Origin of the sequence: Cupriavidus sp. WS (assembly GCF_000395345.1) — a bacterium.
Taxonomy (GTDB): domain Bacteria; phylum Pseudomonadota; class Gammaproteobacteria; order Burkholderiales; family Burkholderiaceae; genus Cupriavidus; species Cupriavidus basilensis_B.
Genome location: NZ_AQPL01000371.1, coordinates 1 through 26,997, shown reverse-complemented (window position 1 = coordinate 26,997; position 26,997 = coordinate 1). Strand labels below are relative to the sequence as shown.

26 protein-coding genes and 1 pseudogene are annotated in these 26,997 nt (G+C 69.7%); 15 read left to right on the top strand and 12 right to left on the bottom strand.

All coding sequences use genetic code 11. The features are described 5' to 3' along the window. Nucleotides 1-12: 12 nt before the first annotated feature. The 3 genes from K206_RS0127075 to K206_RS39410 all read right to left on the bottom strand — a co-directional run bounded on the left by K206_RS0127075 (nt 13) and on the right by K206_RS39410 (nt 2,224). Nucleotides 13-927 carry a glutaminase gene (locus tag K206_RS0127075; protein WP_020205508.1) on the bottom strand — a complete coding sequence of 305 codons (915 nt, stop codon included), beginning with the start codon at nt 925-927 and terminating at the stop codon, nt 13-15. A 99-nt stretch (nt 928-1,026) separates the two neighbouring features. Beyond that, nucleotides 1,027-1,719, bottom strand: coding sequence for an LrgB family protein (locus K206_RS0127070; protein ID WP_020205507.1), 693 nt, complete (start codon nt 1,717-1,719; stop codon nt 1,027-1,029). Next, complete coding sequence (locus tag K206_RS39410; RefSeq protein WP_020205506.1) at nt 1,712-2,224, bottom strand: CidA/LrgA family protein; 513 nt, start codon at nt 2,222-2,224, stop codon at nt 1,712-1,714. The genes K206_RS0127070 and K206_RS39410 overlap by 8 nt, the downstream gene beginning before the upstream one ends. 192 nt (nt 2,225-2,416) lie before the next feature. On the opposite strand from K206_RS39410, the gene K206_RS0127060 reads away from it, so the two are divergent. After that, complete coding sequence (locus K206_RS0127060; RefSeq protein ID WP_020205505.1) at nt 2,417-3,307, top strand: LysR family transcriptional regulator; 891 nt, start codon at nt 2,417-2,419, stop codon at nt 3,305-3,307. A gap of 30 nt (nt 3,308-3,337) precedes the next feature. Here the strand turns inward: K206_RS0127060 and K206_RS0127055 are convergent, their stop codons facing one another. Beyond that, nucleotides 3,338-4,594 carry a glutamate carboxypeptidase gene (locus K206_RS0127055; RefSeq protein WP_020205504.1) on the bottom strand — a complete coding sequence of 419 codons (1,257 nt, stop codon included), beginning with the start codon at nt 4,592-4,594 and terminating at the stop codon, nt 3,338-3,340. Between the two features lie 120 nt (nt 4,595-4,714). Between K206_RS0127055 and K206_RS0127050 the strand changes: the two genes are divergently transcribed. After that, nucleotides 4,715-5,821 carry a GlxA family transcriptional regulator gene (locus K206_RS0127050; protein ID WP_020205503.1) on the top strand — a complete coding sequence of 369 codons (1,107 nt, stop codon included), beginning with the start codon at nt 4,715-4,717 and terminating at the stop codon, nt 5,819-5,821. 25 nt (nt 5,822-5,846) lie between these two features. On the opposite strand, the gene K206_RS0127045 is transcribed toward K206_RS0127050, so the two are convergent. Together K206_RS0127045 and K206_RS0127040 are read right to left on the bottom strand one after the other, a co-directional pair. Then, nucleotides 5,847-6,578, bottom strand: a complete 732-nt coding sequence (locus K206_RS0127045; RefSeq protein ID WP_020205502.1) for a BON domain-containing protein — start codon at nt 6,576-6,578, stop codon at nt 5,847-5,849. A 153-nt stretch (nt 6,579-6,731) separates the two neighbouring features. Then, nucleotides 6,732-7,157, bottom strand: coding sequence for an OsmC family protein (locus K206_RS0127040; RefSeq protein WP_020205501.1), 426 nt, complete (start codon nt 7,155-7,157; stop codon nt 6,732-6,734). 420 nt (nt 7,158-7,577) lie between these two features. Here K206_RS0127040 and K206_RS0127035 point away from each other — a divergent pair, with 420 nt between their 5' ends. The 13 genes from K206_RS0127035 (at nt 7,578) to K206_RS0126975 (ending at nt 22,198) form a co-directional block, all read left to right on the top strand. Further along, a complete protein-coding gene (locus K206_RS0127035) occupies nt 7,578-8,663 on the top strand; it encodes a calcium:proton antiporter (RefSeq protein ID WP_029044145.1) in 1,086 nt (361 codons plus the stop codon). An 85-nt stretch (nt 8,664-8,748) separates the two neighbouring features. Next, complete coding sequence (locus K206_RS0127030; protein ID WP_020205499.1) at nt 8,749-9,870, top strand: LysR family transcriptional regulator; 1,122 nt, start codon at nt 8,749-8,751, stop codon at nt 9,868-9,870. A 194-nt stretch (nt 9,871-10,064) separates the two neighbouring features. Next, nucleotides 10,065-11,138 carry a porin gene (locus K206_RS0127025; protein WP_020205498.1) on the top strand — a complete coding sequence of 358 codons (1,074 nt, stop codon included), beginning with the start codon at nt 10,065-10,067 and terminating at the stop codon, nt 11,136-11,138. Between the two features lie 131 nt (nt 11,139-11,269). Beyond that, a complete protein-coding gene (locus tag K206_RS0127020) occupies nt 11,270-11,965 on the top strand; it encodes a Crp/Fnr family transcriptional regulator (RefSeq protein WP_020205497.1) in 696 nt (231 codons plus the stop codon). Between the two features lie 91 nt (nt 11,966-12,056). Then, nucleotides 12,057-13,349 (top strand): ABC transporter substrate-binding protein, encoded by a 1,293-nt coding sequence (locus tag K206_RS0127015; RefSeq protein ID WP_155888256.1) that lies wholly within the window; start codon nt 12,057-12,059, stop codon nt 13,347-13,349. 2 nt (nt 13,350-13,351) lie between these two features. Then, entirely contained in the window at nt 13,352-14,374 is a 1,023-nt protein-coding gene (locus K206_RS0127010; RefSeq protein ID WP_029044143.1) for a branched-chain amino acid ABC transporter permease, read from the top strand. Between the two features lie 84 nt (nt 14,375-14,458). Further along, a complete protein-coding gene (locus K206_RS0127005; protein WP_231401691.1) occupies nt 14,459-16,159 on the top strand; it encodes an ATP-binding cassette domain-containing protein in 1,701 nt (566 codons plus the stop codon). Further along, entirely contained in the window at nt 16,156-16,917 is a 762-nt protein-coding gene (locus K206_RS0127000; protein ID WP_020205493.1) for an ABC transporter ATP-binding protein, read from the top strand. Before K206_RS0127005 ends, K206_RS0127000 begins: the two co-directional genes overlap by 4 nt. Beyond that, nucleotides 16,914-18,305, top strand: a complete 1,392-nt coding sequence (locus tag K206_RS0126995; protein WP_020205492.1) for an amidase family protein — start codon at nt 16,914-16,916, stop codon at nt 18,303-18,305. Before K206_RS0127000 ends, K206_RS0126995 begins: the two co-directional genes overlap by 4 nt. 98 nt (nt 18,306-18,403) lie before the next feature. Then, nucleotides 18,404-19,411, top strand: coding sequence for a 3,4-dihydroxyphenylacetate 2,3-dioxygenase (gene hpaD / locus K206_RS0126990; protein ID WP_231401690.1), 1,008 nt, complete (start codon nt 18,404-18,406; stop codon nt 19,409-19,411). A 35-nt stretch (nt 19,412-19,446) separates the two neighbouring features. Beyond that, nucleotides 19,447-19,866: a RidA family protein gene (locus K206_RS0126985; RefSeq protein WP_043367136.1), complete on the top strand. Its 420-nt coding sequence runs from the start codon at nt 19,447-19,449 to the stop codon at nt 19,864-19,866. 48 nt (nt 19,867-19,914) lie between these two features. After that, the gene (gene hpaE, locus K206_RS0126980) at nt 19,915-21,405 is read left to right on the top strand and encodes a 5-carboxymethyl-2-hydroxymuconate semialdehyde dehydrogenase (protein ID WP_020205489.1); all 1,491 of its coding nucleotides are present in this window, start codon (nt 19,915-19,917) and stop codon (nt 21,403-21,405) included. 163 nt (nt 21,406-21,568) lie between these two features. Next, nucleotides 21,569-22,198 (top strand): uracil-DNA glycosylase family protein, encoded by a 630-nt coding sequence (locus tag K206_RS0126975; RefSeq protein WP_020205488.1) that lies wholly within the window; start codon nt 21,569-21,571, stop codon nt 22,196-22,198. A gap of 21 nt (nt 22,199-22,219) precedes the next feature. Here the strand turns inward: K206_RS0126975 and wrbA are convergent, their stop codons facing one another. The 6 genes and pseudogenes from wrbA to K206_RS39405 all read right to left on the bottom strand — a co-directional run. Beyond that, complete coding sequence (gene wrbA, locus K206_RS0126970) at nt 22,220-22,840, bottom strand: NAD(P)H:quinone oxidoreductase (protein WP_020205487.1); 621 nt, start codon at nt 22,838-22,840, stop codon at nt 22,220-22,222. 125 nt (nt 22,841-22,965) lie between these two features. Further along, nucleotides 22,966-23,643: a GntR family transcriptional regulator gene (locus tag K206_RS0126965; protein WP_020205486.1), complete on the bottom strand. Its 678-nt coding sequence runs from the start codon at nt 23,641-23,643 to the stop codon at nt 22,966-22,968. Nucleotides 23,644-23,645: 2 nt separating this feature from the next. Then, entirely contained in the window at nt 23,646-24,644 is a 999-nt protein-coding gene (locus K206_RS0126960) for a 2Fe-2S iron-sulfur cluster-binding protein (protein WP_020205485.1), read from the bottom strand. A gap of 119 nt (nt 24,645-24,763) precedes the next feature. Further along, the gene (locus K206_RS0126955; RefSeq protein ID WP_020205484.1) at nt 24,764-25,243 is read right to left on the bottom strand and encodes a heme-binding protein; all 480 of its coding nucleotides are present in this window, start codon (nt 25,241-25,243) and stop codon (nt 24,764-24,766) included. 44 nt (nt 25,244-25,287) lie between these two features. Next, nucleotides 25,288-26,748, bottom strand: a complete 1,461-nt coding sequence (locus K206_RS0126950) for an aldehyde dehydrogenase family protein (RefSeq protein WP_020205483.1) — start codon at nt 26,746-26,748, stop codon at nt 25,288-25,290. Between the two features lie 75 nt (nt 26,749-26,823). Then, nucleotides 26,824-26,997 (bottom strand): annotated as a pseudogene (locus K206_RS39405) (iron-containing redox enzyme family protein); the annotation flags it as partial.

Sequence of the window (26,997 nt, the reverse complement as noted above, 5' to 3'; positions counted from 1 at the left end):
GCACGCAGATGCTCAGAAGATGGAGTGCCCGCTGAGCGTGGTCAGCCATTCCAGCGCCTGCACGCCGGCCAGCGAATTGCCGCTGTGGTCCAGCCCCGGCGACCACACGCACACCGCCCAGCGGTGCGGCAGCACGGCGACGATGCCGCCGCCCACGCCGCTCTTGGCCGGCAGGCCGACGCGGTAGACGAAATCCCCGGCCGCATCGTAGGTGCCGCAGGTCAGCATGAGCGCGGACAGCCGCTTGGCCGGGCTGGCGCCGAGGATGCGCTCGCCGCTCCACGGCACCACGCCGCCGTGCGCGAGGAACAGCGCGGCGCGGGCCAGGTCCTGGCAGCTCATGGTGATGGCGCACTGGCGGCAATAGGCCTCGATGACCTTGTCGACGGGCATCTCCAGGCGGCCGAAGCTCTTCATGAAATAGGCCATCGCGCGGTTGCGCTCCGCGTGCTCGGACTCGGACTGCGCCACGCGGGTGTCGTAGTCGATGGCGGGATTGCCGCTGAGGCGGCGCATGAACTGCACCAGCGCGGTCTCGGCCTGGACGAAGCGGCTGCACAGGACATCCGTCACCACCAGCGCGCCGGCGTTGATGAACGGGTTGCGCGGCAGGCCCTGCTCGTATTCGAGCTGCACCAGCGAGTTGAAGGCGTTGCCCGAAGGCTCGCGCCCGACGCGCTGCCACAGGTCTTCGCCCAGCAGCTGGAACGCCAGCGTGCAGGCGAACAGCTTGGAGATGCTCTGGATCGAGAACGGCACCGCGGCGTCGCCCACGCAGTGGCTGCGGCCGTCGGCGAACACCAGCGCCATGCCGAAGCGGTCGCCGCGGACCTTGCCGAGTTCGGGAATGTAGTCCGCCACCTTGCCCTGGCCGAGCAGGGGCTGGATGTCGCGGTGGATGCGTTCGAGGATGTGCGCGTAGTCCATGCGTGGCGGCGGGCGTGGGTTGAAAAAACAGCGCACATCGTACCGCGGCACGGGCGGCGCGGGGCCGCCCCCGCGTCGAATGGCCGAAAGGCCGGAAGGTCAGAAGAACAGGCCGCGGATCAACGGCGCGGCCAGCACGCTGACCAGCCCCGCGATCATCATCACCAGCGAGGCCACCACGCCCTGCACTTCGCCGAGCTGGCGCGCCTTGGCGGTGCCGGCGCCGTGCGCCGCCGCGCCGAAGATGGCGCCCTGTGCGAGCCGGCTGCGCACCGACGGCAGGCACGCGAGCACGGTCTCGCCGATGGCCATGCCCAGCAGCCCGGTGATGACCACGAACACCGCGGCCAGATCGGGCGGGCCGCCCAGCGCGCGCACCGCGTCCACCGCGAACGGCGTGGTCACGGAACGCACCGCCAGCCCCTTCTGCAGTGCCTCCGACAAGCCGAAGCCGCGCGCCAGCCAGACCGAGCTGAACACGGACGTCGTCACCGCGGCCAGCACGCCGAGCGAGATCGACAGCCAGTGCTGGCGCACCAGCGCGCGATGGTCGTAGATGGGCAGCGCGAAGGCGATGGTGGCCGGGCCCAGCAGCCACATCAGCCAGCGCGTGTCGGCGATGTAGTCGCGATAGGGAATGCGCGCGGCCAGCACCAGCGCGATCAGCACCACCGGCGTGGCCAGCAGCGGCATCAGCCACAGCCGCGCGCGGCGCGCGTAGACGCGCTTGTTGAGATAGTAGAAGGCGACGGTGGCCGCGAAGCTCAGCGCCGCCAGCACGGTGTCACGCATGACGATGCTGCTCCTTGCCCAGGTGCCGCTGCCGGAGATGTTTGCGCCCGCGCGCGCGGCGCGCCAGGCGCAGCTCCAGCCGGTAGACCTGCTCCACCACCAGCGCCGTGACCAGCATCACCGCCACCGTGCTGGCGCCGATCACCGCGCAGATGCGCAGGCCCTGGTGCCGGACCAGGTCCGGGTACTGCACCACGGCCAAGACGGCGGGAATGAAGAACAGCAGCATCTCGCCCAGCAGCCAGTCGGCGCCGCGCCGCACCCAGCCGCCGCGCACGGCGCCGCTGAACAGCAGCGCCGCCAGCGCCATCAGGCCCAGCAGGCCGGTCGGCAGCGGAATGCCCAAGCGCACGCGCAGCCAGTCCGCCAGCAGCCACAGGGCGGACAGCGCGGCCACCTGCGCGCCGGCCACGGCGCCGTTGCGCAGCCGGCCGGCGGGCCGCGGGGAGGAAATGGACGGCGCCGGGTGGCCGGGGTCCGGCGTGGAGGGAATTGCGCTGTGCATGGATCGGGGAAAAACCGGGGATGGCGACGGAAGCTAGTGTACGAAGCGCACTTCGATATATAAAATGAATATAAATTATCGAATCGATGCCGATCTGGAATACCAATCCGGCGCGGCGATCCGACCACGATCCGACCACGATCCGACGGCAATCCGACGGCGATCGGAGTTGGCAATCTTTCAGGCAGCCCAATGGACATTCGCGCCCTGCGCTATTTCGTCGAGGTGGTCCGCCAGGGTGGCTTCACCCGCGCGGCCGAGACCCTGCACGTGACCCAGCCCACCATCAGCAAGATGGTCAAGAGCCTGAAGGAAGAACTGGGCGGCCCGCTGCTGCTGCGCGAGGGCCGCACCGTGCAACTGACCGACGCGGGCGAGGTGGTGTTCGCGCGCGGCCAGGCCGTGCTGGCCGAGGTGGCCCGCCTGCGCCAGGAAGTGGCCGAGGTGGACGGCATGGCGCGCGGCGAGCTGCGGGTCGGCATTCCGCCGATGGCCGGGCGCTACATGGCGCCGGTGATCGGCGCGTACCGGCGCCTGTACCCGGGCGTCAAGCTGCGGCTGCGCGAGCAAGGCGGCCGCGCGCTGGAGGAAGGCGTCGCCGCCGGCGAGCTGGACCTCGGCGTGACCGTGCTGCCGGCGGCGGTGGCGGGGCTGGCCAGCCTGGCCGTGACCAGCCACGCGCTGGTCGCGGTGTTCCCCGCCGGCGACGCGCCGCGCAAGGCCGGCGCGGTGAAGCTGGCGGATCTGGCCGGCCGGCCGTTCGTGATGTACGAGGACGACTTCGTGCTCTACCGCATGCTGCTCGACGCCTGCGAGGCGGCCGGCTTCACGCCGCAGATCGCCGGGCAGAGCCGCCAGTGGGACTTCATCGGCGAGCTGGTGGCGGCCGGCGTGGGCGTGGCGATCCTGCCCGCGCCGGTCGCCGGCCAGCTCGACCCCGCGCGCGTGGCGATCCGCCCGCTGGCCGCGGGGCTGGTGTGGGAGCTTGGCCTGGTCTGGCGCGAGGGCTACCTGTCGCGCGCCGCGCGCGCGTGGCTGGCGTGCTGCGAGCAGGCTTTCGGCACCGCCCGCAAGCCCGCCTGAAACACGCCGCGCCGCAATCGCGCGCGGCTCTCAGTCGCGGCCGATCTCCTGCAGGATGCGCGACATCAGGTAAAGCCGCGGCACGATCGAGTCGATCTCGATGTATTCGTCGCGCGCGTGGTAGCCGAAGCCCGCCAGCCCGAAACTCTCCAGCACCGTGGGCTTGCCCGAGCGCGCGGCGTAGCCCGCGTCGGTGCCGCCGCCGGTCTGCGGCACCATCGTCAGCTCGCGGTCGATCTCCTGGTAGATGGCCTGCGCGCGCGCCGCCAGCGCGCGGCCGCGCTGGTCCGCCACGTAGGGCGGATGGCCCGGGGTCAGCGTCAGCGTGGTTTCCGTGTCGGGGATCAGCTTGCCGGCGGCCAGCTTGCTCTGCAGCGCGGCCTGCAGCTTTTCCAGCGCGCCGGGCCGGGTCAGGCGCACGTCGCCCACCGCCTCGGCTTGCTCCGTGACCTGGTTGAGCGGGCCGCTGGCGCTGGCGCGGGTCCAGATCAGCGCGGCGCCGGGCACGTCCCTGGCCACGTCGCGCGTCTGCAGCATCTGGTAGGACAGTTCATAGAGCGCGTTGCGGCCCAGTTCGGGCGCGGCGCCCGCATGCGCGGCGCGGCCCTTCACGTCGAGCGTGGCGGTGGCCACGCCGGCCGAGGCCAGCAGCAGCGGCTGGCCCTTCATGACCACCGAGCCCGCCGACGGCTCGCAGGACAGCACCACGTCATGCTGCTCGGCCAGCGTGGCGATGGTGTCGCCCGAGCCCGGCGAGCCCACTTCCTCGTCCGGGTTGAACAGCACCGTAAGCCGGGCGTAGTCCTGCCAGCCGGCGGCCTTGAGCAGCGCCAGCGAGTGCAGGATCACGGCGATGCCGCCCTTGTCGTCGGCGATGCCGGGGCCGTACAGGCGGTTGCCGTCCTGCCGGATCGGCTGGGTGGCCAGCGTGTCGGGGCCGTAGACGGTGTCCATGTGCGCGATCAGCATGATGCGGCGGCGCCCGTTGCCGGTGAAGGTGCCTTTGACGATGGTGCCGGGTCCGCGCGTGACGGCGATGCGCTCGGTGGTGGCGCCGAGCGCCTTGAGGCGGCCCTCGGTGAAGCTGGCCATCCGCGCCAGGCCCGCGGCATTGGCGCTGCCCGACTCGATCGACACCATGTCCTTGAGCGACTGGATCACCGCGGGCTGGGCCGCGCGCGCGCCGTCGAGCAGTTGCTGGTCGGCCGCGCGGGCGCTGCCGGCGGCGCCGAGCGCCAGGGCGAGCACGGCGGCGGCATGGGTAAGTCGGCGCAGGGATGGCTGCATGAAGTCTCCTGTTGGCATTGTTGTCGTGGCGGCAGCGTGGTGCCGGCCGAGCGACGATGCTAGCCCGGGCGCGCGCCTCGGGGTAGGATCGATCCCGCCATTTGGAATGCCGATCTCGCCATGACCGCCTGCGCCGACCCGACCGCCCTTCCACCCGCCGCCGCGCCGCCACCGCGCGCCGTGCCGCTGCGCGTGCGCCTGCTGTGGCTGCCCGATGCCATGCCGGGCATGCTGTTCGGCGCGCTGGACGTGCTGCGCACCGCGGCCGGCGTGGCCCGCCTGCAGCGCCCCGACGCCGACCCCGGCCTGAGCTGGAGCGTGATCGGCCCCGGCGGCCGCGCGCTGTCGCTGCCCGCGCTCGGGCTGGAGCCGTCGCGCCGCCGCCGCGGCGGCGAGGACGGCAACGCGCTGGTGGTGGTGCCGGGCGTGCACGCGCGCAACGCGCCGCACCTGGAGGAGATCGTGAGCGGCGCCGGCCCGGCGCTGCGCCTGCTGGAGCGGCACGCGCAGGCGGGCGGCTGGATCGCGGCCGGCGAATGCGGCATCGCCTTCCCGGCCGAGCTCGGCCTGCTCGACGGCGCGCGCATGGGCGCGCCGTGGCCGTTCCAGAGCTGGATGGCCAGGCGCTATCCGCGTTGCGATTTCTCCGCGAGCGAGCCCATGAGCGTGCACCAGCGCGTGTTCGGCTGCGTGGCGCCGGCGCTCCAGACCGAGTTCATGCTGCGCGTGCTGGGCCACCTGCACGACCCCGATCTCGCGCAGGCCTGCTCGCGGCTGCTGCTGTACCAGGCCGGGCGCCAGCAGCTGACGCCGGAGCTGGTCTCGCAGCGCTGGCTGAGCCGCACCGCCGACAGCCCGGTCTACCGCGCCATGCGCTGGCTGCAGGCCAACGTGGACGCGCCTTACCGGCTCGCGCAGGTGGCCGAGGCCGCCGCGGTCAGCGAGCGCACCTTGCTGCGGCACTTCCGCCAGGTCAGCGGCATGAGCCCGCTCGACTACCTGCACACGCTGCGCGTGGAGCGCGCCAAGACCTTGCTGGAAGTGACGCTGCACGGCGCGCAGGCGGTGGCCGAGGCGTGCGGCTACAGCGACGCGGCGGCGTTCCGCCGGCTGTTCCAGCGGGCCACGGGGATGTCCATGTCGAACTACCGCGCGCGCTTCGCGCTGCGGGCGCAGCGGCGCTACTGGCGCGTGGAGGACATGGCGCGCGCCACGGGCGGGGCGTAGCGCGCCGCGCCCGCCGCGGGGGACTTCAGTTGCTCAGGACGATGCGGTTGACCACGTCCTCCACGCCGTGGACGTACCAGGCGTCGCGCTCGGCCTGGCGCCGGGCGGTCTCGCTGGTGGCATAGCCTTCGAGCGTGACGACGCGGTTGCGCGTCTGCACGTGGATGCGGTCGGCGTCGACGAACGGATCGGTTTCCAGCACCAGGCGCAGCGCCTCGGTGACTTCGTCGTCGCGGTCGGTCTCGGCCGGGGCCACCACCAGTTCGTTGACGACGCAGCGGCAGCCGCGCGACCACCACGCCAGCACCCCGGCCAGGCGCATGTGCGACAGGCTGATCACGTGGCCGCGCAGCGTGACCACGCCGTCGGTGACTTCGATGGCGATCTCGCCGCTGGATTCGCCCACGGCCTCGCGCACGGGCTCCACGCGGCCCTTGGCATGGGCGCAGATGCGGCAGTTGCGGAAATCGATGGCCTGCAGCAGCCGCACGCAGATCGCATTGCGCAGCTCCGCGTCGCCCACCGGCGTGCCCTCGGCCGCGATGCGCAGGTGGTCTATCACCTCGGGCACGCCGTCGACGCGGCGCACCATCGCGGCCACGCGGGATTTGTCGACGATGTCCGGGACGTCGCCTTCGAGGATCAGCGCGCCGTCGCTCAGGCGCAGGTGGATGGTGGGATGGATGGGATGGCTGTGGAACGGCACGTGGGCGATGGCCGCCCGGGCCTGGGTCAGGACTGCTTCACTGCTATGCATGATGTCTGCCTTATCTTTAATGGGTCTGGATATAGGAGACGCGTTCCGTCCGGCGAACGCACGCTACGCCGCGCGCCGGGGTGCGGCGCGCGGCAGGCAGTTTTCATTATAGGAAGCCAGTCCGGGCGTGCCCGGACTGTTGGCGCGGCGGGCTCAGGTCTCCACCGTGGCGTGCATGCTGATTTCGGCCTTGAGCACCTTCGACACCGGGCAGCCCGCCTTGGCCGCCTGCAGGCAACGCTCCACGGCGGCCTTGTCGGCGCCCGGCACGCGCACCGCCACGTCGAGCTGCACCGCGGTGATGGTGAAGCCGCTGTCGTCCTTGTCCAGCGTGACGGTGGCCTTGGTCTCGATCTTCTCCGGCACCAGCTTCGCCTCGCCAAGGATCAGCGACAGCGCCATCGAGAAGCAGCCCGCGTGCGCCGCGCCGATCAATTCCTCGGGGTTGGTGCCGGGGCCGCCTTCGAAGCGCGCCTTGAAGCCGTAGGGCGCGTCCTTCAGCACCCCGCTCTGGGCCGAGATGGTGCCCTGCCCGTCCTTGATGCCGCCCTGCCATCTGGCCGATCCATACTTTTGCATGACTGTGCTCCCACGAGGAAAAGCGAAAAGGTTGCGGCAGGGCCTGCGCCGAGCCGATGATGTGACGGAACCGCGTCCCGCCCGGACCGCTTGCCGCGCGCGTGCGCCGCATGCGGCGCCGGCGCGCTCCGGTGCCGCCGGCTTCACCCGGGACGGCGCCATCTGGCGGAAATTCGCCGAAGCAACGGCAATTCCAGCAAATTCACCACCAATTTCTGTCAATTCATGCGAATTATCGGGAACCGAATTACCCGCTGGCCTGCCTTATCTCCGCGATGCACGCCTGGCGCGCGGCTTGCGTGCCCAGGCTGAACCACAATAGGACGCAAAGGGGGAAACGGCCAGCGGCATGCCCGGCGGGCCCGATACGGCACAAAACCGCGCCACCATCGCAAGATCCAACGAAAAAAGGGAGAACGGATGACTTTGACTTCGACAAAACTGCCGGCCTGGACGCTGTGGCTGCCGCTGGCGGCCTGGGCCATCCTGGCGGCGGGCCTGGCGCTGCCCGGCCAGGCGCTGCTGCTGGCGCTGGCCGGCGTGGCGCTGGCGGGTTCCGTGTTCGCCGCCGTGCATCACGCCGAGGTGGTGGCGCACAAGGTGGGCGAGCCGTTCGGCACGCTGGTGCTGGCCATCGCCGTGACGGTGATCGAGGTGGCGCTGATCGTCTCGGTGATGCTCTCGGCCGGCCCGGAAAAGGCCGGACTCGCACGCGACACGGTGTTCGCCGCGGCCATGCTGGTATGCAACGGCATCGTCGGGCTGTGCCTGCTGGTGGGCGGCCTGCGCCACCGCGAGCAGGCCTTCCAGGCGCCCGGCGCCACCGCCGCGCTGGCGGTGCTGGCCGCGCTGGCGGGACTGACGATGGTGCTGCCGAACTACACCAGCGCGGTGCCCGGGCCGATGCTGTCGCAGTCGCAGCTGGCCTTCGCCGGCATCGCCTCGCTGGTGCTGTACGGCAGCTTCGTGTTCGTGCAGACGGTGCGCCACCGCGACTACTTCCTGGTGCCCGGCAACTCCGACGAAAGCGTGCACGCGCCGCCGCCGCCCACGCGCGTCGCGCTGGCCAGCGGCGGCATGCTGCTGGTGTGCCTGGTGGCGGTGGTCGGGCTGGCCAAGCTGCTCTCGCCGACGGTGGAAGCCGCGGTGGCCAGCGCCGGCGCGCCGCCCGCGGTGGTGGGCATCGTGATCGCCGCGCTGGTGCTGCTGCCCGAAGGCCTGGCCGCGCTGCGCGCCGCGCGCGCCGACCGGCTGCAGACCAGCATGAACCTGGCGCTGGGCTCGGCGCTGGCCAGCATCGGCCTGACCATTCCCACCGTGGCGGCGGTCTTCATCGTGGTCGGCAAGCCGCTCGTGCTGGGCCTGGGGCCGACCGAGACCGTGCTGCTGGCGTTCACGCTGCTGGTCAGCACGCTGACGCTGCACTCGGGGCGGACCACCATGCTGCAGGGCGTGGTGCACCTGGTGCTGCTGGCGGCCTACCTGTTCCTGTCGGTGGTGCCCTGAGCGCGCCCTCGTTCCGGGCCAGGCGCGCGCACGATCCTTGCTAGCGAGAACTTATCGTTCTCACTAGCGCCCGAGCGCCCACGCCATGCTCCACCCGCCTCGCCTGTACCTCTACCTGGACGCCGTGGCCCGCCACGGTTCCATCCGCAAGGCCGCCGAACAGCTGCACGTGGCGTCCACCGCGCTGAACCGCAAGATCCTGGAGGTGGAGCAGCAGGTCGGCACCGCGCTGTTCGAGCGCCTGCCGCGCGGCGTGCGCCTGACCGCCGCCGGCGAGGTGCTGATCGCCACCGTGCGGCGCAGCCTGGCCGACCTGGACGCCGCCGCCGCGCAGATGGAGCAGCTGCGCGGGCTGGTGCGCGGCACCGTGCGCGTGGCCACGGTGGAATCGGTCGCCACCGATTTCCTGCCCGAGGTCATCGGCCGCTACCAGGCCACCCACCGCGGCGTGCAGTTCCGCGTCTCGGTGGGCAACTCCGGCGAGCTGCTGGCCGCGCTGCGCGAGGACGAGGCGGACCTGCTGCTCGCGCACGACCCGCCGCCCACGCCGTTCCTGCACGAGCTGTCGGTCTCCGCGCAGCCGTTCTGCGCCATGATGCGGCCCGACCATCCGCTGGCGGAGCGGCGCTCGCTGCGCCTGTCCGACTGCCAGCCCTACCCGGTCGCGCTCGGGCCCGAGAGCTTCGGCAGCCGGCAGTTGATCGAGGCCATCTGCGCGCGCAACCGGCTGTCGCTGCGGGTCATGCTGGAGGCCACCACGGTGGAGATGCTCAAGAGCTTCTCGCGCCAGACCGGCGCCATCAGCTTCCAGTTCCAGGCCGGCACGCTGCGCGAGACGCGCCAGGGCACGCTGACCGCCATCCCGCTGTCGGACCCCGAGCTGTGCGCCGGCCGGCTGGTGCTGGGCGCGCGCAAGGGCCGCATCCTGCCGCCGGCGGCGGCGGCCTTTTCCGAGCACCTGAAGGCCGCGCTGGCGGGGCTGTACCAGCCGCTGGCGCAAGCCGCGTGGGGCGACGGCGCCGACAGCGCCGGGCGACGATGGCGCCGGCTCCGCCAGCGCACACATTTTGCGCGCGCCATGAGAAGAAATAAGTGCTGGTTGCGTGCGATCGAATTGCCGCAAACTGCATCCATCGCAGCCATCCATCGCCAACCGATGCCACATCGACGACGCGCGCAGGCCGGCCCGCGGCGGCCGCCAGCCTAGCGGCGGGCCCGCCCTGGGCCCGGCCATTTCCAACGAACCGCAAGACGCCAGATGCAAACGGGGACGTGTCCCGCTCACGCCCCCGCGGGCCCTGTCGCGCCCGCGCCGGGCCGGCGCCCGGATGCAGCGATGCCATACCACAAGAGCCAGCAACCACAGCAATGACAAGAACGGGATCAACCAGGGAGGTCTTCATGCATTACAAGTTCAAGCCGGTGGTCAAACCGGCGATCATGGCCGCAGCCTTGCTGTGCGGCAGCGCGATGGCGCAGTCCAGCGTCACGCTCTACGGCATGGTCGACGCCTTCGCCGGCGCCAGCAAGGCCGGCGGCGGCCAGCGCGCCTACGGCGTGGACAGCGGCGGCATGCAGACCTCGTACTGGGGCGTGCGCGGCACCGAGGACCTCGGCAGCGGCCTCAAGGCGATCTTCGACCTCAACGGCTTCTTCCGCCCCGACGCCGGCAAGCAGGGCCGCTTCGACGGCGACCCGCTGTTTACGCGCAACGCCTTCGTCGGCCTGCAGAGCGACAAGCTGGGCGCGGTCCGGCTCGGGCGCAACACCACGCCGTACTTCATCTCGACGATCCTGTTCAACCCGCTGATCGACTCCTACACCTTCTCGCCGTCGATCTTCCACACCTACTTCACCGCCAGCAACGGCCGCGTGTTCGACCCGGGCATCATCGGCGACTCGGGCTGGAGCAACTCGCTGGTGTACTCCACGCCCACCATCGGCGGCCTCACCGCCAACGCGATCTACGCCTTCGGCGAGCAGCCGGGCAGCAACGGCCAGAACAAGTGGGGCGGCAACGTGCTCTACTTCAACGGCGGCTTCGGCGCCACCGTGGCGTTCCAGCAGGTCAAGTTCAGCAACGTGCCGGGCGACGTCACCTCGCCCGCCACGCTGGCCGGCTTCGACAAGCAGAACGCGGTACAGGTCGGCGTGAGCTACGACTTCAAGGTGGTCAAGCTGTTCGCGCAGGGCCAGTACATCAAGAGCAGCGTGAACAACGCCACCGGCGACATCAAGCACACCAACGGCCAGATCGGCGCGTCCATCCCGGTCGGCGCGGGCAGCGTGCTGGTCTCGTATGCCTACGACAAGACCAGGAACGACGCGGCGGACTTCCGGCGCAACACGGCCGGCCTCGCCTACGACTACAACCTGTCCAAGCGCACCGACGTGTACGTGGCCTACTTCTACGACAAGCTGACCGACCAGTCGCACGGCGACAGCTTCGGGCTGGGGATGCGGCACCGGTTCTGACGCGGGCGCGCTCCGGGGCTGCCGGGGCCGGCGGCGAGTTGGGGCCAGGGATTACCCTTAAGACAGCGCCGGTCCCCAATGGTGGCCGTACAATTTCCGCCATGTAGTCGGACATGTCCACGGAAGGCCCCATGAGCAAAGGCACCGCTGAAGGCTTGTCGCAGTTTCTGGCGATGGAAACCTGGCTCCCGCAAGGCGAGCAGGCTGCCTATCTGCGTTCGCTGACGCACCTGGGCGAATCTCTCAGTCTGGAGAGCGGGGTCTGCCTGTTCAGCCAGGGGCAGATCGACCAGGCGTTCTACGTGGTGGTGGAGGGCCGCCTCCACGTTCACATGCTCAGCGAGGACGGGCAGGAATCCATCCTCAACATCATGGGGCCGGGCAGCGTCATCGGCGAAGCCGCGGCCTTCCTGCAGCGCCCGCGCTGCGCGTCCGCGCGCACCATGGAGCCTTCGCGACTGCTGCGGTTCGACATCCGGCGAATGCCGGCGATGGTCGCGAGCGATCCGACCTTCGCCATGGCCATGCTGTACCTGCTCAGCATCAAACAGCGCCAGGCCATCGAACGGCTGCGGCAGACCGTGTTCGATCCGCCCGAACAACGCATCGTCCAGTTCCTCGAGCAGTTCCGGGTAACACACCAGCATCCCGAGTCCCCGGGGCGCGCGGTGGCCGTCGACCTCACGCATGAGCAGATCGGCCATCTCACCGACCTGTCCCGCGTTACCGTGACCCGCGTCCTCAACCGCTTCCGGCGCGACGGCGTCATTGCCTTCAGCGGCCGGCGCGTGCTCTTGCTGAAGTCTCTCGTTCAGCCCTCCCACTAGCGCCAGGCAAACACGCCGGCGCGGGCGCACGGCACCCCTTCGGGGGAAACCCCTAGGGCTGCTTCCCCCCTCTTGTATCGCCAGATACAGCGTGACGCGCCGCCCGCTGAGAGACTGCCCTCTCCACCAGCACGCAATCCGGCGCTTGCCTCCGAGTGGCAACGCGGCCGGCGCGAGCCGGGATCTTCGAGGGGGACAAGACATGTTGGGAATCAAGCGGTCCGCCGCGGCGCTCAGTCTCGCCGGCCTGGCGCTGGCCCACGCGGCAAACGCCGATACGCGCCCGGAACTGCGCATCGGCGTGGTGAGTTCCATGACCGGCGGGGCATCGGCCATCGCCGCCGGCGCCGTGGCAACCATCAATCTGATGCAGGAGCGGCTGGGCCAGGACGCCGAACTCCCTTTCCGCGTCACGTTCGTCAAGTACGACGACGGCTCCGACCCGGCGCGCGCGGTCAATGCCGCGCGCAAATTGATCCAGGAGGATCGCGTTCATCTCGTCATCTGCTGCACGACGACGCCCGCATCGCTGGCGGTCAACAAGGTGATCGAGGAGGAGAAGACGCCGAATCTGTCGCTGGCCTCGGCGGCCGCGGTGATCGAGCCGGCCGATCAGCACCGCTTTACCTTCAAGACCCCGTTGACCGATCGCCTGATGATCGTCCGCACCGTCGACTACCTGCGCAGCAAGGGCTATCGCACGGTCGCCTTCATGGGCCTGGAGGACTCTTACGGCGAGGGCGGCTGGGTCGAATTCCAGCGCATCGCCGGCGAGAAAGGCATGAAGATCGTCTCGGCGGAACGCTTCGCGCGGGGCGACACCAATTTCACGCCGCAGGCGATGCGCGTAGTGCGGCAGAAACCGGATGCCGTGTACGTCCACGCCATCCCGCCTTCGTCCGCGCTGGCGCACGAAAGCCTGCGCCGGGTCGGCTTCGGGGGCGAGATCCTGCACGGTGCCGGCTCGTCCACCGCGGCGCTCATCGCCGTGGGCAAGAAGGCGATCGAGGGCGCCGTGGTCGGCACGGCCGCGCTCACCGTCTACCGGCAGCTGCCGGCCAGCCACCCGATCAAGCCGGTGGTCGAGCGCTTCGTCGGCCTGTATGAGGGCAAGTACGGCGCGGGCAAGGCCGACCTGTTCGCCGCGCAGGCCTACGACACCGTGAACATTCCGGTCGCCGCCTATCGCCAGGTCGTTGCCGCCGGCAAGGCTTCCGGCCTGGCCCAGGCCAGGCTCGCGTTGCGCGATGCGATCGAGCAGACGCGGGAATATGTCGGCGTCACCGGCATCTACAACTACAGCCCGCAGGACCACCTCGGCCTGGACGGGCGCAGCACCTTCCTCGCCATCGTCAGGAACGGCAACTTCGAACTGCTGAAATGACCATGGACGCGCTCACCTCGCTGTTTCTGCTCGTGGATGGCCTGACCAACGGCGCCGTCTACTCCCTGCTCGGACTGAGCCTGGTGCTGGTCTACACCACCACGCGCGTGGTCAACATCGCGCAAGGCGAGTACATCACCTTCGGCGCATTGACCTACGCGAGCTTCCTGGAAAGCACGCTGGCGCCGGTCGCCTATGTGGTGGCCGCCGGCGGCGGCGCCTGCCTGCTGCTCGATCTGCGCCGCGCGCGCCACGGCCAGCGCAGCCTGCTGCGCCCGCTGGCGGGCTATCTCGGGGCCTTCCTTGCGCTGGCGGTGCTATGCATGCTGTCGCTGCGGCTGCCCTTTGCCGGACTGCGCATGCTGGCTTCCGTGGCATTGGTGGCGGCGCTGGGACCGATCGTCTATCGCCTCACCGTGGAGCCAAAGCCGGATAGTTCCACGGTGGTGCTGGTCATCATCGGCGTGGGGGTGGCGATGATCCTGCATCCGCTGGCGCTGCTGCTGTGGGGCCCCGACCCACGGCCGGTGCCCGCGCTCAGCGATGCGAGCCTCGCATTCGCCGGCATCGGCGTGGGCGCCCAGTCACTGTTCATCGTCGCCATCTCGCTGGCCGCGGCGCTGGCGCTGTATCTGTTCTTCCGCCACACGCTGGCGGGCAAGGCATTGCGCGCGGCCTCCATCAACCGCGAGGGCGCCGAGTATTGCGGCATTCCGGTCGTGTTCGCGGGCCGGCTCAGCTACTTCCTGGCGGCCGCGCTGTCCGGCCTCAGCGGCATGTTGCTGGCCCCGCTGGTGACTGCGCACTATGAAATGGGCTTTGTCGTTGGCCTCAAGGGCTTCGTCGGCGCCGCCATGGGCGGGCTGATCAACTATCCGCTCTCGGTGGCGGGGGTGTTCCTCGTGGGCGCGCTCGAATCCTTCGCGTCGTTTCTGAGCAGCGCATATCGCGACGCACTCGTCTTTGCCCTCGTCATTCCGATCCTGCTGTGGCGCAACCGCGGCGCCGCCGCGCACGACGAATGACGCACCCCTGACAACTCCCTAGCTCGAAAGCGCATGCATTCCACCAAATCGATTCTTGTCGGCTCCACGCTGGTCCTGGCGACCATGATTGCGGCATTGCCGACCTATTACGCGGGGCTGCTTGCGCTGGCCGGCATCCACGCGATCGTCTGCCTTGGCCTGTCGTTCCTGCTGGCGGCCGGGCAGTTGTCCCTGGGCCATGCCGCGTTCCTCGGCACGGGCGCCTATGCCGCCGCCATTCTCACCCGGGACGCCGGCTGGCCACCGCTGCTGGCCCTGGCTGCCGCCGTGGCCGGCTGCGCGGCGCTGGCCTGCCTGCTCGGACACCTGACGCTGCGCCTGCGTGGCCATTACCTGCCGCTGGCCACATTGGCCTGGGGCATGGCGATCCATGTCTGCTTCGGTGCCGCGACCGGGGTGACGGGCGGTGCTTCCGGCCTGCCGGACATCCCCGCCTTCAGCCTGCATGGCGCCGTGCTCGGCACGCGCGCCATGACGGCGCTCACCTGGGGTGTGGTGGCATTGTCCTTCCTCGCCTTCTGCCGCATCCATCGCGGGCGGATCGGAAGAGCCGCCGCGGCCATCAAGTCCAATCCGACGATGGCGAGCGCGTTCGGCGTCGACGTGGCCGCGGTGAAGATCCGGATATTCGTCCTGTCCGCCGCCATGACCGCGCTGGCTGGCGGCTTGTACGCGTTCTACATGCAATTCCTCAGTCCCGGTTCGTTTTCCGTCGGCGCCTCGTTCAACCTGCTGATCATGGTGGTTCTCGGCGGCGCGCTCCATCCGCTCGGCGCGCTGCTGGGGGCCATCGCGTTCACCGGCCTGGAGATCGGCGCGCAGTACCTGGTCGCCAGTCTGCTCGACCTGCCGGGACAGATGGAGAGCATGCTGTTCGGTGCGATTCTCATCGCCGCGCTGCTGCGTTGGCCGAACGGCCTGATGACCTGGGTGCGCGTGCCCCGCTCTGCCGCCGCGCCGGCAATGGAAGGCCATGCGGTCTCGCCTGCCGGGGCGGACAGGTTGCCGGCGCGCGCGCTGCGCGTGGAGGCGGTGGAGAAGCACTTCGGGGGCCTCAGAGCGCTGCAGGGCGTGTCTATCGAGATCGGCGCCGCGCGCATCACCGGCCTGATCGGGCCCAACGGGGCGGGCAAGTCCACCCTGTTCAACGTCATGACGGCCGTGCTGCCCGCCACCCGGGGCCGGATCACCCTGGGCGGCGAGCCGCTGGCAAGAACATCGGCGCAGGTCGTCCGCCAGGGCGTGGCCCGGACCTTCCAGCACGTGCAACTGGTCGCGGAACTGAGCGTCCTGGAGAACGTCATGCTCGGCGGCTACATCCACGGCCGCGCCGGCCTGCTGGCGGCGGCGCTGGGCCGGGACCGGGCCGAGGAGCGCGCCCTGGCCGCGGCGGCTCATGCCGCGCTGGCGCAGGTCGGGCTGGCGGCGGAGGCGGGACGCCCGGTGGCCGAGCTGACCCTGGGCAGCCAGCGCCTGGTCGAGGTAGCCCGCGCGCTGATGGCGCATCCCCGCGTGCTGTTGCTGGACGAACCGGCGGCCGGCCTGCGCGAGCCGGAGAAGCGCGCGCTCGTCGCCCTCATGCGCAGGCTGCGCGACGAACGGGGGATGGCCATCCTGCTGGTGGAGCATGACATGGACCTGGTCATGGGCTGCGTCGACTACCTTTTTGTCCTGAACTACGGCGAGCTGCTGTCGCAAGGCGCCAGCGCCGAGGTGCAGCGCGACCCGGCCGTGGTCGCCGCCTATCTGGGAGCCGAGGCATGAGTACGCTGGCCGTGCGCAATCTCACCGTGGCCTATGGCCGGGTCAATGCCCTCGAGGATGTCAGCTTCGACGTGCCGCAGGGGAAGCTGGTGACGTTGATCGGCGCCAACGGCGCCGGCAAGAGCACCTTGCTCAAGGCCCTGATGGGCAGCCTGCCCATCCATTCGGGCAGCATCGCGCTGGACGGAACCGCCATCGGGCATGCGCCGGTGGTCGAGCGCGTGCGCCGCGGCATGAGCCTGATCCCGGAAAAACGCGCGTTGTTCGGCTCGATGCGCGTCGAGGACAACCTGCTGCTGGGCGCCTACACCCGGCGGCGCCGGACCGATCTCGCGCGCGAGCTCGCGCGCATCTACACGTTGTTCCCGATCCTGCAAGCGCGCCGCGGCCAGTTGGCGGGGACATTGTCGGGCGGCGAGCAGCAGATGGTCGCCATTGGCCGCGCCCTGATCGCACGCCCGAAGATACTGCTGCTGGACGAACCCTCCATCGGACTGGCGCCGAAGATCGTCCAGCAGATCATGGAAGTGGTGGTGGCGCTGCGCCGCGAGGAAGGGCTCACCGTCATCCTGGTGGAGCAGAACGCCCGCCTGGCCCTGAGGAACGCCGACCTGGCGTATCTGATCGAACTCGGCCGCATCGTCAAGTCCGGCAGCAGCCAGGCGATGGCCGACGATCCCGATCTGTTGCGCAGCTACCTTGGCAGCGCCAGGCGGAACGAATGCGAATCCTCCGCCGTTCAGGGCCGGGCGGCATGATCCACCAAGCCAGTTTCCAGCGCCTGCGCGCGTTGTACCGCGACCGTGCGCTGACCCCGGTCGACGTCGTTCGTTCGGCCCTGGAGCATGCCGAGCGGGTCGATCCGGTCCTGAATGCCTTTGCGCTGATCGATCGGCAGCCGGCCCTGGTGGCGGCGTCGCAGTCCGCCAGGCGCTGGCGGCACGACACGCCGCTGGGGCCGCTCGACGGCATGCCCATCACTGTCAAGGAGTCCGCTTCCGTGCGGGGATGGCCGTCCCGCCGGGGATCGGCCACCACCGCCGACACTCCCGCCCCGGACACCACGGTCTGCGTGCGGCGGCTGCTGGCCTCGGGGGCGATATTGCTGGGCCAGACGCGCGCGCCGGAGTTCAACTGGAAAGGCGTGACCGACAGCCCGGCCTTTGGCATCACCCGCAATCCGTGGAACACGGCGCTCACGCCGGGCGGCAGCAGCGGGGGCTGCGCCGCGGCGGTGGCGGCCGGCGTGGTCCGCATCTCGCTGGGCAGCGATGCCGGCGGGTCGGTGCGTATCCCCGCGACCTTCTGCGGCGTCATCGGGCTCAAGCCGAATCATGGCCGCATCCCGCTGGCGCCGTTCCCCAGTGCGTTTTCGCACCTGGTGCATGCCGGCCTGCTCGGCACGCACGCGCGCGACATCGCCGAAACCCTGCAGGTCGTCAGCGGCCCCAGCCCGGCGGACTGGACCTCGAACCTGGGCCAGGCGCTGCGGATATCCGCCGCGGGCACGCCTCCGGGCAAGCTGCGCATCGGCCTGCTCGCGCCGCGACGCTGGGCAGAAAGCGAACCGGCCGTCCACGCGGCCATGCACGGCATGCTCGTCCTCCTGGCCGACGGCGGCGCCTGCATCGAGGAGGTGGACTACGACATCCATGCGGCATCCCGAACCGCCGCAGAACTATACCGGCTGGGGTGCGCGGCCGCGGTCGCGGGCGTCCCGCCCGCCCGGCGCGCAAAGCTGGACCCCGGGCTCGTCGCGTTTGCCGGCGCCGCCCGATGCGGGTCGATGCCGGAGTACCACGCCCTGTGCCGGCAGCGGGATGCGCACGCCGGCGCACTGGAGGCGCTGTTCGAGCGCGTGGACATGCTGCTGCTGCCCACTGTCCCGATCCGGGCCTTCCGCGCGGGGATGGACCAGCCGGAGCACTGGCCCGGGGCGGACTGGATGTCGTGGAATCCTTATACGCCGGCGTTCAACGGCGCGCAGGTGCCGGCAATGTCCTATCCGCTCTGGACATCGGCCAGCGACGATCTGCCGGCGGGCATCCAGTTTGTCGCCCCACGCTACCAGGAAGGAAGACTGCTCGCCCTGGCGATGTGGCTGGAGAGCGTGTTGCCGCTGCGGCTGGCCCCGTTCGCCGCTTGAGTGGCGCTGTATCTCTGGATACAGCGCCACGCAAGCCACCACAAGAAAATCGATGACATCGAATCGCCGCTGGCAGCGGCATGGACAAGGAGAACCACATGGAGCGCAATATGGACGACATGAATTTCAACATCCTTCGCCTCGGGCATATCGAATACTTCGTTGACGACCTCTCCCGTTCGCGCGATTTCTACGTGGACGCGGTCGGCTTGTTCGAGACCGAGCGCGACGAACGGCATGTGTACCTGCGCGCCATCGAAGATCGCGAGCATCACAGCATGGTGCTGACGCAGTCCGGCACGCCGGGCGTCGGCGCCATTGGCTTTCGGGTGTCCCGCGAGGAAGACCTGGACCAGCTCGCACGGAAGTTCCAGGCCCGGCAGTTGCCGATGCGCTGGCTCCAGCCGTGGGAAAAGCGCGGTCAGGGGCGCACCTTGCAGGTACAGGACCCGTTCGGTTTCCCGATCGAGTACTACGCCACCAAACAGCCGGTGGAATCGCTGCTGCAGCAATACCACCTGCATCGCCACGGTTGTCCGACGCGGCTGGACCATGTGAACGTCCTGATGCCGGACGCGCAGGCCGGCTACGAGTGGTACACCCGCGAGCTGGGCTTCTTCTGCTCCGAGTACACGCAATCGGCTCCGCCCGACGACCACGTGTACGGCGCCTGGCTCTATCGCAAGCCCACGACGCACGATCTGGCGGTCATGACCGGGCCGGGGCCGACCATGCACCATGCCGGCTTTTCCCTGATGGAGCCGATGGGCGTGATTCGCGCCTGCGATGCCCTGGCCGCGGCCGGATACGCCGACAACATCGAGCGCGGTCCGGCCCGCCACGGCATCTCCAACGCCCTGTTCGTCTACGTCCGCGACCCCGATGGCAACCGCTTCGAGCTATACACCGGCGACTACCTTACCGTGGACCGGGACCAGCCGCCCAAGCGCTGGGAGCTCGACAACCCGCGCCGCCAAAGCCTGTGGGGCCCGCCGCCGCCGCGTTGCTGGTTCGAGGAGTCCATGCGCGTGACCTCCCTGGCGACCGGCGAACCCCAACCGGTACAGGCACCCACTACGCGCGCCATCCCCCTCTACGTCGAATGAAACCCTCGATCCGCCGCACGGAGAACAGCATCCTCATGAAGCGCGAAGTCATCATCCCTGCCACGGGCCTGCTGCCGCACCGCCCTTACTCGCCCGCGATCCGCGTCGACGACCTGCTGTTCGTTTCCGGGCATACCGGGTCCGACCCGGTATCCCGGGAAATTCCCGAAGGCATTGCCGCGCAAACCGAACTGGCATTCCGCAATATCCGCGCGGTACTCGATGCCGCCGGGGCGAGCATGGCGGACATCGCCAAGCTGACGGTCTTCATGACCGACCTGGATGCCGACTTCCAGGGCATGAATGCCGTCTTTCGCCGGACCTTTCCCGAGTCTCCGCCCGCGCGCTCCACCGTCGGCGTGGCGCAACTGGCCCGCCCCGGCCTGAAGATCGAGATCGAAGCCGTCGTCGCGGTCGGCTCCGCCGGTGCCGGCCATCGCGCGCGCCTCCCGTAAGACACCATGCGGCGCCGCCCGCCCGCTCACCGATCGAGAAGCCAAGCCATGATTTCCCACCTGATCAACGGCCGGTCAGTCGAAAGTCCGTCCGTCATTGAAAATCTGAATCCCGCCACGGGCAAGGTCCTGGCCGAGGTTGCCCGCGGCACCGAGAAGGAGATTGCCCTGGCCGTCGCCGCCGCCAAGGCAGCCTTTCCCGCCTGGGCAGGCCGGCCCGCCAGGGAACGCGCCCGCATCCTGCGCGACCTCGCCGCGCTGATCGAGCGCCATGTGCCGGAGCTCGCCGCGATGGAGACGGACGATACCGGGTTGCCGATCCAGCAGACCAGGCATCAACTGGTACCCCGGGCCGGCGAGAACTTCAATTTCTTCGCCGAGGTTGCCACCCGCGTCAACGGCCACACCTATCCGGCCGACGACCGGATGCTCAATTACACGCTGTACCAGCCGGCGGGCGTGTGCGGCCTGATCTCGCCGTGGAACGTGCCGCTGATGAATGCCACCTGGAAGGTCGCGCCGTGCCTGGCCTTGGGCAATACGGCGGTGCTGAAGATGTCCGAGTTGTCGCCGATGACCGTCGACCGGCTGGGCCAACTGGCCCTGGAAGCGGGCGTGCCCGCGGGCGTGCTGAACATCGTGCATGGCTATGGCGCCGAGGCCGGCGATGCCCTGGTCAGGCACCCCGATGTGCGGGTGATCTCCTTCACGGGCGGCACGGCCACGGGACACCGCATCGCCGAGCGCGCGGGCATCAAGCGCCTGTCCATGGAACTGGGCGGCAAGTCCCCCGTGCTGGTGTTTGCCGATGCGGATCTGGACCGGGCGCTGGATGCCACGCTGTTCACCATCTTCTCGATCAACGGCGAGCGCTGCACGGCCGGCTCGCGCATCTTCATCCAGCGCAGCATCTACGACAGTTTCGCCCACGCCTTCGCCAAGCGCTCACAACGTCTGGTAGTGGGGGATCCGCGCGATCCAGCCACTCATGTCGGCGCCATGATCGCGCGGCAGCACTGGGAAAAGGTCACGGGCTACGTCGAGATGGCGCGGCAAGAGGGGGCCACCGTCGCCGCGGGCGGCGCAGTGCCGCCGGGGCTGCCGGCAAGCATGCGGCATGGCAACTTCGTCCAGCCCACCGTCCTCACCAACGTCGAGAACCGCATGCGCGTCGCCCAGGAAGAGATCTTCGGCCCGGTGGCCTGCCTGATTCCGTTCGACGCCGAAGACGACGGGCTGCGGATGGCCAACGACATCCGCTACGGCCTGGCCTCCTACGTCTGGACGCGGGACATCGGCAAGGCCCACCGCCTGGCTCGCGGCATCGAGGCAGGCATGGTCTTCATCAACAGCCAGAACGTGCGCGACCTGCGCCAGCCCTTCGGCGGCATCAAGGATTCCGGCATCGGCCGCGAAGGTGGCGCGGCAAGCCTGGAGACCTTCTGCGAGATCAAGAACGTCTGCCTCTCGATGGGGCAGCACGAGATCCCCCGATGGGGCATCGCCGAGTCATCCGATGCGTCATCGATCGTTCGTTGAATTGCGGATCTTCGGCATGTGTCGTGGAGGATCCATCTGGCTCCAGCCTGCCGATCAGCCGCCTTCGCTCGACTCCGGCGGGAGCGACAGGCGCGCGCCCGTCGACCGGGATAGCGAATAGACTCTCGACAATGCCGACCGGCAGCTTTCACCGCCAGACCCGATGCCGTACGCATTTCACGACGTGCCAGCCACCGAACCCGACCTTCCCGCCCTGCTCGCCCAGGTCCGCGCCTGCCGCGTCTGCGCCGGCGCGCTGCCGCTCGGCCCGCGCCCGGTGGTCCAGGCCGCGGCCCCCGCGCGCATCCTGATCGTCGGGCAGGCGCCCGGCGCGCGCGTGCACGCCAGCGGCATCCCGTGGGACGACCCGAGCGGCGACCGGCTGCGCGAATGGATGGGCGTGGACAAGACGGTGTTCTACGACCCGGCGCGCATCGCCATCATCCCGATGGGCCTGTGCTATCCGGGACGCGGCGCCAGCGGCGACCTGCCGCCGCGCAAGGAATGCGCGCCGCTGTGGATGGACGCGCTGCTGGCGCGCCTGCCGCGCGTCGAACTGACGCTGCTGGTCGGACAATACGCGCAGCGGCATTTTCTCGGCGCGGCGGCGCGCGAGGGCGTGACGGCCACGGTGGCCGGCTTTGCCGCGCACGCGCCGGCGTATCTGCCGCTGCCCCACCCGTCGCCGCGCAACCAGGGCTGGTTCAAGCACAACGCCTGGTTCGCGCAGGACCTGCTGCCGGTGTTGCGCGGGCGCGTGGCCGGCGTGCTGCGGGGCGCCGCGCCGGACTAGCCGGCGATGGCGCCGCCCCCCTCAATGCGCGGCCAGCTTCGCGGCGATGGTGGCCACGTGGCGGCCCTGGTAGCGCGCGATGGCCAGTTCGTTCTCGCTGGGCTGGCGCGAGCCGTCCGCCGCGGTGAGCGTGGACGCGCCATACGGCGTGCCGCCGGTGATCTGGCTCATGTCGAGCAGCCGCGCCTCGGCGTAGGGCACGCCCACGATCACCATGCCCTGGTGCAGCAGCGTGGTGTGGAAGCTCGTGATCGTGGTTTCCTGCCCGCCGTGCTGGGTGGCGGTGCTGGTAAAGACACTGCCGACCTTTCCCACCAGCTTGCCGCTCATCCACAGGCCGCCGGTCTGGTCGAGGAAATTGCGCATCTGCGCGCACATGTTGCCGAAGCGCGTGGGCGTGCCGAACAGAATGGCGTCGGCGTCGGCCAGCTTGTCCGGCTCGGCCACCGGCACGTGGGCGAAGGCCGCGCGCGCGGCCTTGGCGCCGCTCTTTTCCAGCACCGCGTCGGGCACCAGTTCCGGCACCTGGAGCAGCGCCACTTCCGCGCCGTCGACCTCGCGCGCGCCGGCCGCCACGGCCTCGGCCATCTTGTAGACGTGTCCGTACATGCTGTAGAAGACCACCTGGATCTTGCAGGTCATGAGCACTCTCCTGTCGGAAAACGGGGAACGGGGAACGGCGGCATGCGATGCGCGCCGGCGCGCATCGCGCCCACTCCGTTGAGTCTAGGCGAAGCGCGGCCGCGGCGCGAAGGCGGCTGCGCGACTCATGCGCCGGCCTGCGCCTCGGGCGCGACCGGCGTGGCGTCGTCCGCCGCGCTGTAGACGTGGCGCGTGGCCAGCAGCGCGGCGAGGTCGGCATCGCCGGCGATGACCGCCCGCAGGATCTGCGCGTGCTCGTCCCAGTTCTGCTGCGCGCGCAGGCGGTGCGCCGGCGCGAACACCAGCCCGGTGCGCTCGCGCAGCGAGCGCATCATCTCCTGCAGCACGCTGTTGGCGGCAATGTTGCCGAGCACCTCGTGGAAGCGGAAGTTGAGCGCGAGCAGGCGCTCCTCCTCGCCGCCGCGCGCGGCCGCCGTGCCCTCGCGCAATACCGCCTGCAGCTCCGTCACCAGGCGCGGATCGCGGCGCTGCGCGGCCAGCTTGGCGTTGAGCCCTTCCAGCGTGGCGCGCACTTCCACCATCTCGCGCGCCATATGCTCCGACAGCCGCGCCACCGAGGCGCCGCGGCGCGGCTCGATGCGCACCAGTCCTTCGGCCGCGAGCGCGCGCAGCGCCTCGCGCACCGGCACGCGCGACACACCGAGCTCCTCCGACAAGGCATGCTCCACCAGGCGGTCGCCCTGGCGGTAGACGCCGCCCACGATGCGCTGGCGCAAGGTATCCGTCACCTGCGCGAACAGCGGCGAATGGCGCGCGCCGAGGCTGCCGCCGGGCTGGTCCATGTTCAGGTGCGCTGGAAGGTGAAGCTGTCCGCGTAGATGTGCGCGCCGCTGGCGCCCAGGCCCATGAAGGTCTCGCGCGCGTCGCGGATCATGTCCGGCGAGCCGCACAGGTAGATGGCGTGCTCGGACAGGTCGGGCAGGTCCTCGGCCACCGCTTGCTGCACGTGGCCGCGGCGCCCGCTCCAGCCCTCGCCCGCGCGCGACAGCACCGGCACGTACTGGAAGTCGTACAGGCGCGCACCCCACTGCTGGATCTGGTCGTGCAGGTAGAGATCGGCCTCGGTGCGCATGCCCCAGTAGAGCGACACCGGCGGGCAGTCCGGGTCGTCCATCAGCGATTCGAGAATGCTCTTGATCGGCGCCAGCCCGGTGCCGGTAGCCACCATCACCAGCGGGCGGTAGTCGTCCTTGCGGAAATAGAAGCCGCCCAGCGGCAGCTCCACGTCGAGCTGGTCGTCGGAGCGCAGGCCGGCCAGCAGGCGCTCGGTGAAGTAGCCGCCGGGAATGCGGCGCACGTGCAGGTCCACGATGCGGTCCTTCGGCACCGACGCCATCGAGAAGCTGCGCGCCACGCCGTCGCCGGTGAAGATCTTCAGGTACTGGCCCGGACGGTAGTCGAGCGCCTCGGCCTGCGGCAGCTCCAGCGTCAGGTGCACCACGTCGGCGCACAGCGGCTCGATCTTGCGGATCACCGCGGTGTGCCGCGCGGGCTCGACGCAGGGCTCGCCGGGCCGCGCGGTGCTGATCACGAGGTCGCTGGTGGGACGCGCCTGGCAGGCCAGCGCGAAGCCTTCCTCCTCTTCCTCCGGCGTCAGGCTCATGGGGTATTCCTCATAGGCCACCGTGCCTTCCACCAGCCTGACGCGGCACGTGGCGCAGCCGCCGAAGCGGCAGTCGTGGGCCATTTGCACGTTGGCGCGCAGGGCGCCGTCGAGCACCGATTCGTCGGCGCCGACTTCGAACGATTGCTGGGATTCGATGAGATGGATACGGTAAGACATGGCTGACTCGGCAATGCGTGAAAGGCGAAGGCGCGGCGTGCTGCCGGCGGTCTGCTCCCCTCTCCCGCACGCAGGAGAAGGGAGACAACAATCGGCAGGCCGATTTGGCGGTTTCCTGCTTACTTCTTGATGTCGGCTTCGACCAGCACCTTGAGGTCGTCGCCGGCCAGCAGTTCCTGCAGCGCGGCCAGCGCGGCCACGCCGCAGGCGGTGTCCTGCTCGCCGTTGCCGCCGCTCAGGCCGATGCCGCCGATCACCTCGCCGTTGACCACGATCGGGAAGCCGCCGACGAACACCGCGAACTTGCCCTCGAAGCTCCACTGGATGCCGAACGCTTCGTTGCCCGGCAGCGCGGGGCCATTGGGCACCTGGTTGAACAGATGGGTGGAGCGCTTGTGGCCGGCGGCCGTGAAGGCCTTGTTCCAGGCGATCTGCGGGCCGGTGATGCGGGCGCCGTCCATGCGTTCGAGCGCGAGCGGATAGCCGCCGTCGTCGACCACGCAGATCGTTTCCAGCACGCCGATTTCCTCCGACTTGCGGATCGCGGCCGCCACCATGTGGCGGGCTTCCTTCAGTTCCAGCTTGATGGCTTTTCTCATGTCCTGCTCCTGCTTCCTGCTTGATGGGTTGAGTCCGCGCCGCCTCAGCAGCCGCGGTACACGGTCTTGATCTGCGTATAGAACTCCAGCCCGGCCCGGCCCGACTCGCGGAAGGTGGAGGTGCTGGACTGCTTGAGCCCGCCGAACGGCGCGTTGACCAGGTTGCCGGTGGTGGTGCGGTTGATCTTGACCGTGCCCGACTGGATGTCGCTGGCGAATTCGTGCGCGTAGCGCGGGTTGCTGGTCACGATGGCGGCGGACAGGCCGTATTCGGTGTCGTTGGCCTTGGCGATGGCGTCGGCGTAGCTGCTCACCTCGATGATGGCGATCACCGGGCCGAAGATTTCCTCGCGGGCGATGCGCATCTGCTGCGTGACGTCGGTGAAGATGGCCGGCGCGACGTAGAAGCCCTTGTCGAAATCGCCGCCGCTCAGGCGCTCGCCGCCGCACAGGAGCGTGGCCTCGGCCTTGCCGATGTCCACGTAGCCCAGCACGGTCTCGAGCTGCTTGCGCGTGGCCAGCGGGCCGAGGTCCATGCCCGGGGTCATGCCGCTGCCGATCTTGAGCGTGCCGACCTTGGCCAGCAGCTTCTCGGTATAGGCGGCCTTGACCGAGGCCATCACCAGCACGCGGCTGGTGCCGGTGCAGGCCTGCCCGCTCAGCGAGAAGCCGCCCTTGATGGTGAGGTCCACCGCGCGGTCGAGGTCGGCGTCTTCCATCACGATCAGCGGGTTCTTGCCGCCGAGCTCCATCTGCGTGCGCGTGCTCAGCGACACCGAGCGGTGGATGTGCTGGCCGGCCGCGGTCGAGCCGGTGAAGGAAATCGCGCGCACGGCCGGCGCCTCGGTGATGGCCGGGCCCACGTCGCCGGCGCGGCCGGTGATGAAATTGAGCACGCCCTTGGGCATGCCGGCCTCGACGAAGGCCTGCGCCAGCCGGTAGCCGCTCAGCGGCGCGTCCGACGAGGGCTTGAACACCACCGTGTTGCCGGCGATCAGCGCCGGCGCGATCTTGCGCGCGGGAATCGACACCGGGAAGTTCCACGGCGAGATCACCGTCACCACACCGAGCGGCTCGCGCTGGCTGTAGACCAGCATGTCGGGGTCGTCCTGCGGATAGGTCTCGCCCGCGAACGACTGCCCTTCCACTGCGTAGAAACGGATGGTCTGCGCCGAGCGCAGGACTTCGTCCTTGCTCAGGCCGAGCGCCTTGCCTTCTTCGCGCGTGAGCTCCTCCGCGATCTGGGCGGCGTTGGCTTCGAGCCAGTCGGCCGCGCCGTTGAGGATCTTCGCGCGCTTGCCGATCGGGGTCTTCTTCCACGCCTCGAACGCCGCCGCCGCGGCGGCTACCGCGGCCTGCGCGTCTTGCGCCGTGGAGGCCTGGAAGCGGCCGACGATGTCGTCCGTGTCCGCGGGGTTGACGTTGTCGAAGGTGCGCCCGCTGGCGCTCTTGGTCCATTCGCCGTTGATGTGGTTGGCGAATTCGTCTGTCTTGGTTACTGCCATGATGTGCAAGCCTTTCGTCCGGTCAGGCCCCGCGCGGGGGCCGTCGATGCCAATGCAGTCGTGCCTTGTCCTCGTTCAGGCGGCGAGTTCGAGCTCGGGCAGCGGGATTTCTTGGGCGACGTAGTCGTGATAGAGCGCGGTGGTGTAGAGCAGACGCATCTGGGCACCGATCTCGCAGATCTTCAGGCAGCGCTGTTGCAGTTCGGGCGTGTTGGCGTGCTCGAGCACGATCTGGTAGCCGCGCTCGCC

Coding starts and splice junctions, on each gene's coding strand:
- K206_RS0127075 (WP_020205508.1), bottom strand. CDS start 927: ATGGACTACGCGCACATCCTCGAACGCATCCACCGCGACATCCAGCCC.
- K206_RS0127070 (WP_020205507.1), bottom strand. CDS start 1,719: ATGCGTGACACCGTGCTGGCGGCGCTGAGCTTCGCGGCCACCGTCGCC.
- K206_RS39410 (WP_020205506.1), bottom strand. CDS start 2,224: ATGCACAGCGCAATTCCCTCCACGCCGGACCCCGGCCACCCGGCGCCG.
- K206_RS0127060 (WP_020205505.1), top strand. CDS start 2,417: ATGGACATTCGCGCCCTGCGCTATTTCGTCGAGGTGGTCCGCCAGGGT.
- K206_RS0127055 (WP_020205504.1), bottom strand. CDS start 4,594: ATGCAGCCATCCCTGCGCCGACTTACCCATGCCGCCGCCGTGCTCGCC.
- K206_RS0127050 (WP_020205503.1), top strand. CDS start 4,715: ATGACCGCCTGCGCCGACCCGACCGCCCTTCCACCCGCCGCCGCGCCG.
- K206_RS0127045 (WP_020205502.1), bottom strand. CDS start 6,578: ATGCATAGCAGTGAAGCAGTCCTGACCCAGGCCCGGGCGGCCATCGCC.
- K206_RS0127040 (WP_020205501.1), bottom strand. CDS start 7,157: ATGCAAAAGTATGGATCGGCCAGATGGCAGGGCGGCATCAAGGACGGG.
- K206_RS0127035 (WP_029044145.1), top strand. CDS start 7,578: ATGACTTTGACTTCGACAAAACTGCCGGCCTGGACGCTGTGGCTGCCG.
- K206_RS0127030 (WP_020205499.1), top strand. CDS start 8,749: ATGCTCCACCCGCCTCGCCTGTACCTCTACCTGGACGCCGTGGCCCGC.
- K206_RS0127025 (WP_020205498.1), top strand. CDS start 10,065: ATGCATTACAAGTTCAAGCCGGTGGTCAAACCGGCGATCATGGCCGCA.
- K206_RS0127020 (WP_020205497.1), top strand. CDS start 11,270: ATGAGCAAAGGCACCGCTGAAGGCTTGTCGCAGTTTCTGGCGATGGAA.
- K206_RS0127010 (WP_029044143.1), top strand. CDS start 13,352: ATGGACGCGCTCACCTCGCTGTTTCTGCTCGTGGATGGCCTGACCAAC.
- K206_RS0127005 (WP_231401691.1), top strand. CDS start 14,459: ATGATTGCGGCATTGCCGACCTATTACGCGGGGCTGCTTGCGCTGGCC.
- K206_RS0127000 (WP_020205493.1), top strand. CDS start 16,156: ATGAGTACGCTGGCCGTGCGCAATCTCACCGTGGCCTATGGCCGGGTC.
- K206_RS0126995 (WP_020205492.1), top strand. CDS start 16,914: ATGATCCACCAAGCCAGTTTCCAGCGCCTGCGCGCGTTGTACCGCGAC.
- hpaD (WP_231401690.1), top strand. CDS start 18,404: ATGGAGCGCAATATGGACGACATGAATTTCAACATCCTTCGCCTCGGG.
- K206_RS0126985 (WP_043367136.1), top strand. CDS start 19,447: ATGAAGCGCGAAGTCATCATCCCTGCCACGGGCCTGCTGCCGCACCGC.
- hpaE (WP_020205489.1), top strand. CDS start 19,915: ATGATTTCCCACCTGATCAACGGCCGGTCAGTCGAAAGTCCGTCCGTC.
- K206_RS0126975 (WP_020205488.1), top strand. CDS start 21,569: ATGCCGTACGCATTTCACGACGTGCCAGCCACCGAACCCGACCTTCCC.
- wrbA (WP_020205487.1), bottom strand. CDS start 22,840: ATGACCTGCAAGATCCAGGTGGTCTTCTACAGCATGTACGGACACGTC.
- K206_RS0126965 (WP_020205486.1), bottom strand. CDS start 23,643: ATGGACCAGCCCGGCGGCAGCCTCGGCGCGCGCCATTCGCCGCTGTTC.
- K206_RS0126960 (WP_020205485.1), bottom strand. CDS start 24,644: ATGTCTTACCGTATCCATCTCATCGAATCCCAGCAATCGTTCGAAGTC.
- K206_RS0126955 (WP_020205484.1), bottom strand. CDS start 25,243: ATGAGAAAAGCCATCAAGCTGGAACTGAAGGAAGCCCGCCACATGGTG.
- K206_RS0126950 (WP_020205483.1), bottom strand. CDS start 26,748: ATGGCAGTAACCAAGACAGACGAATTCGCCAACCACATCAACGGCGAA.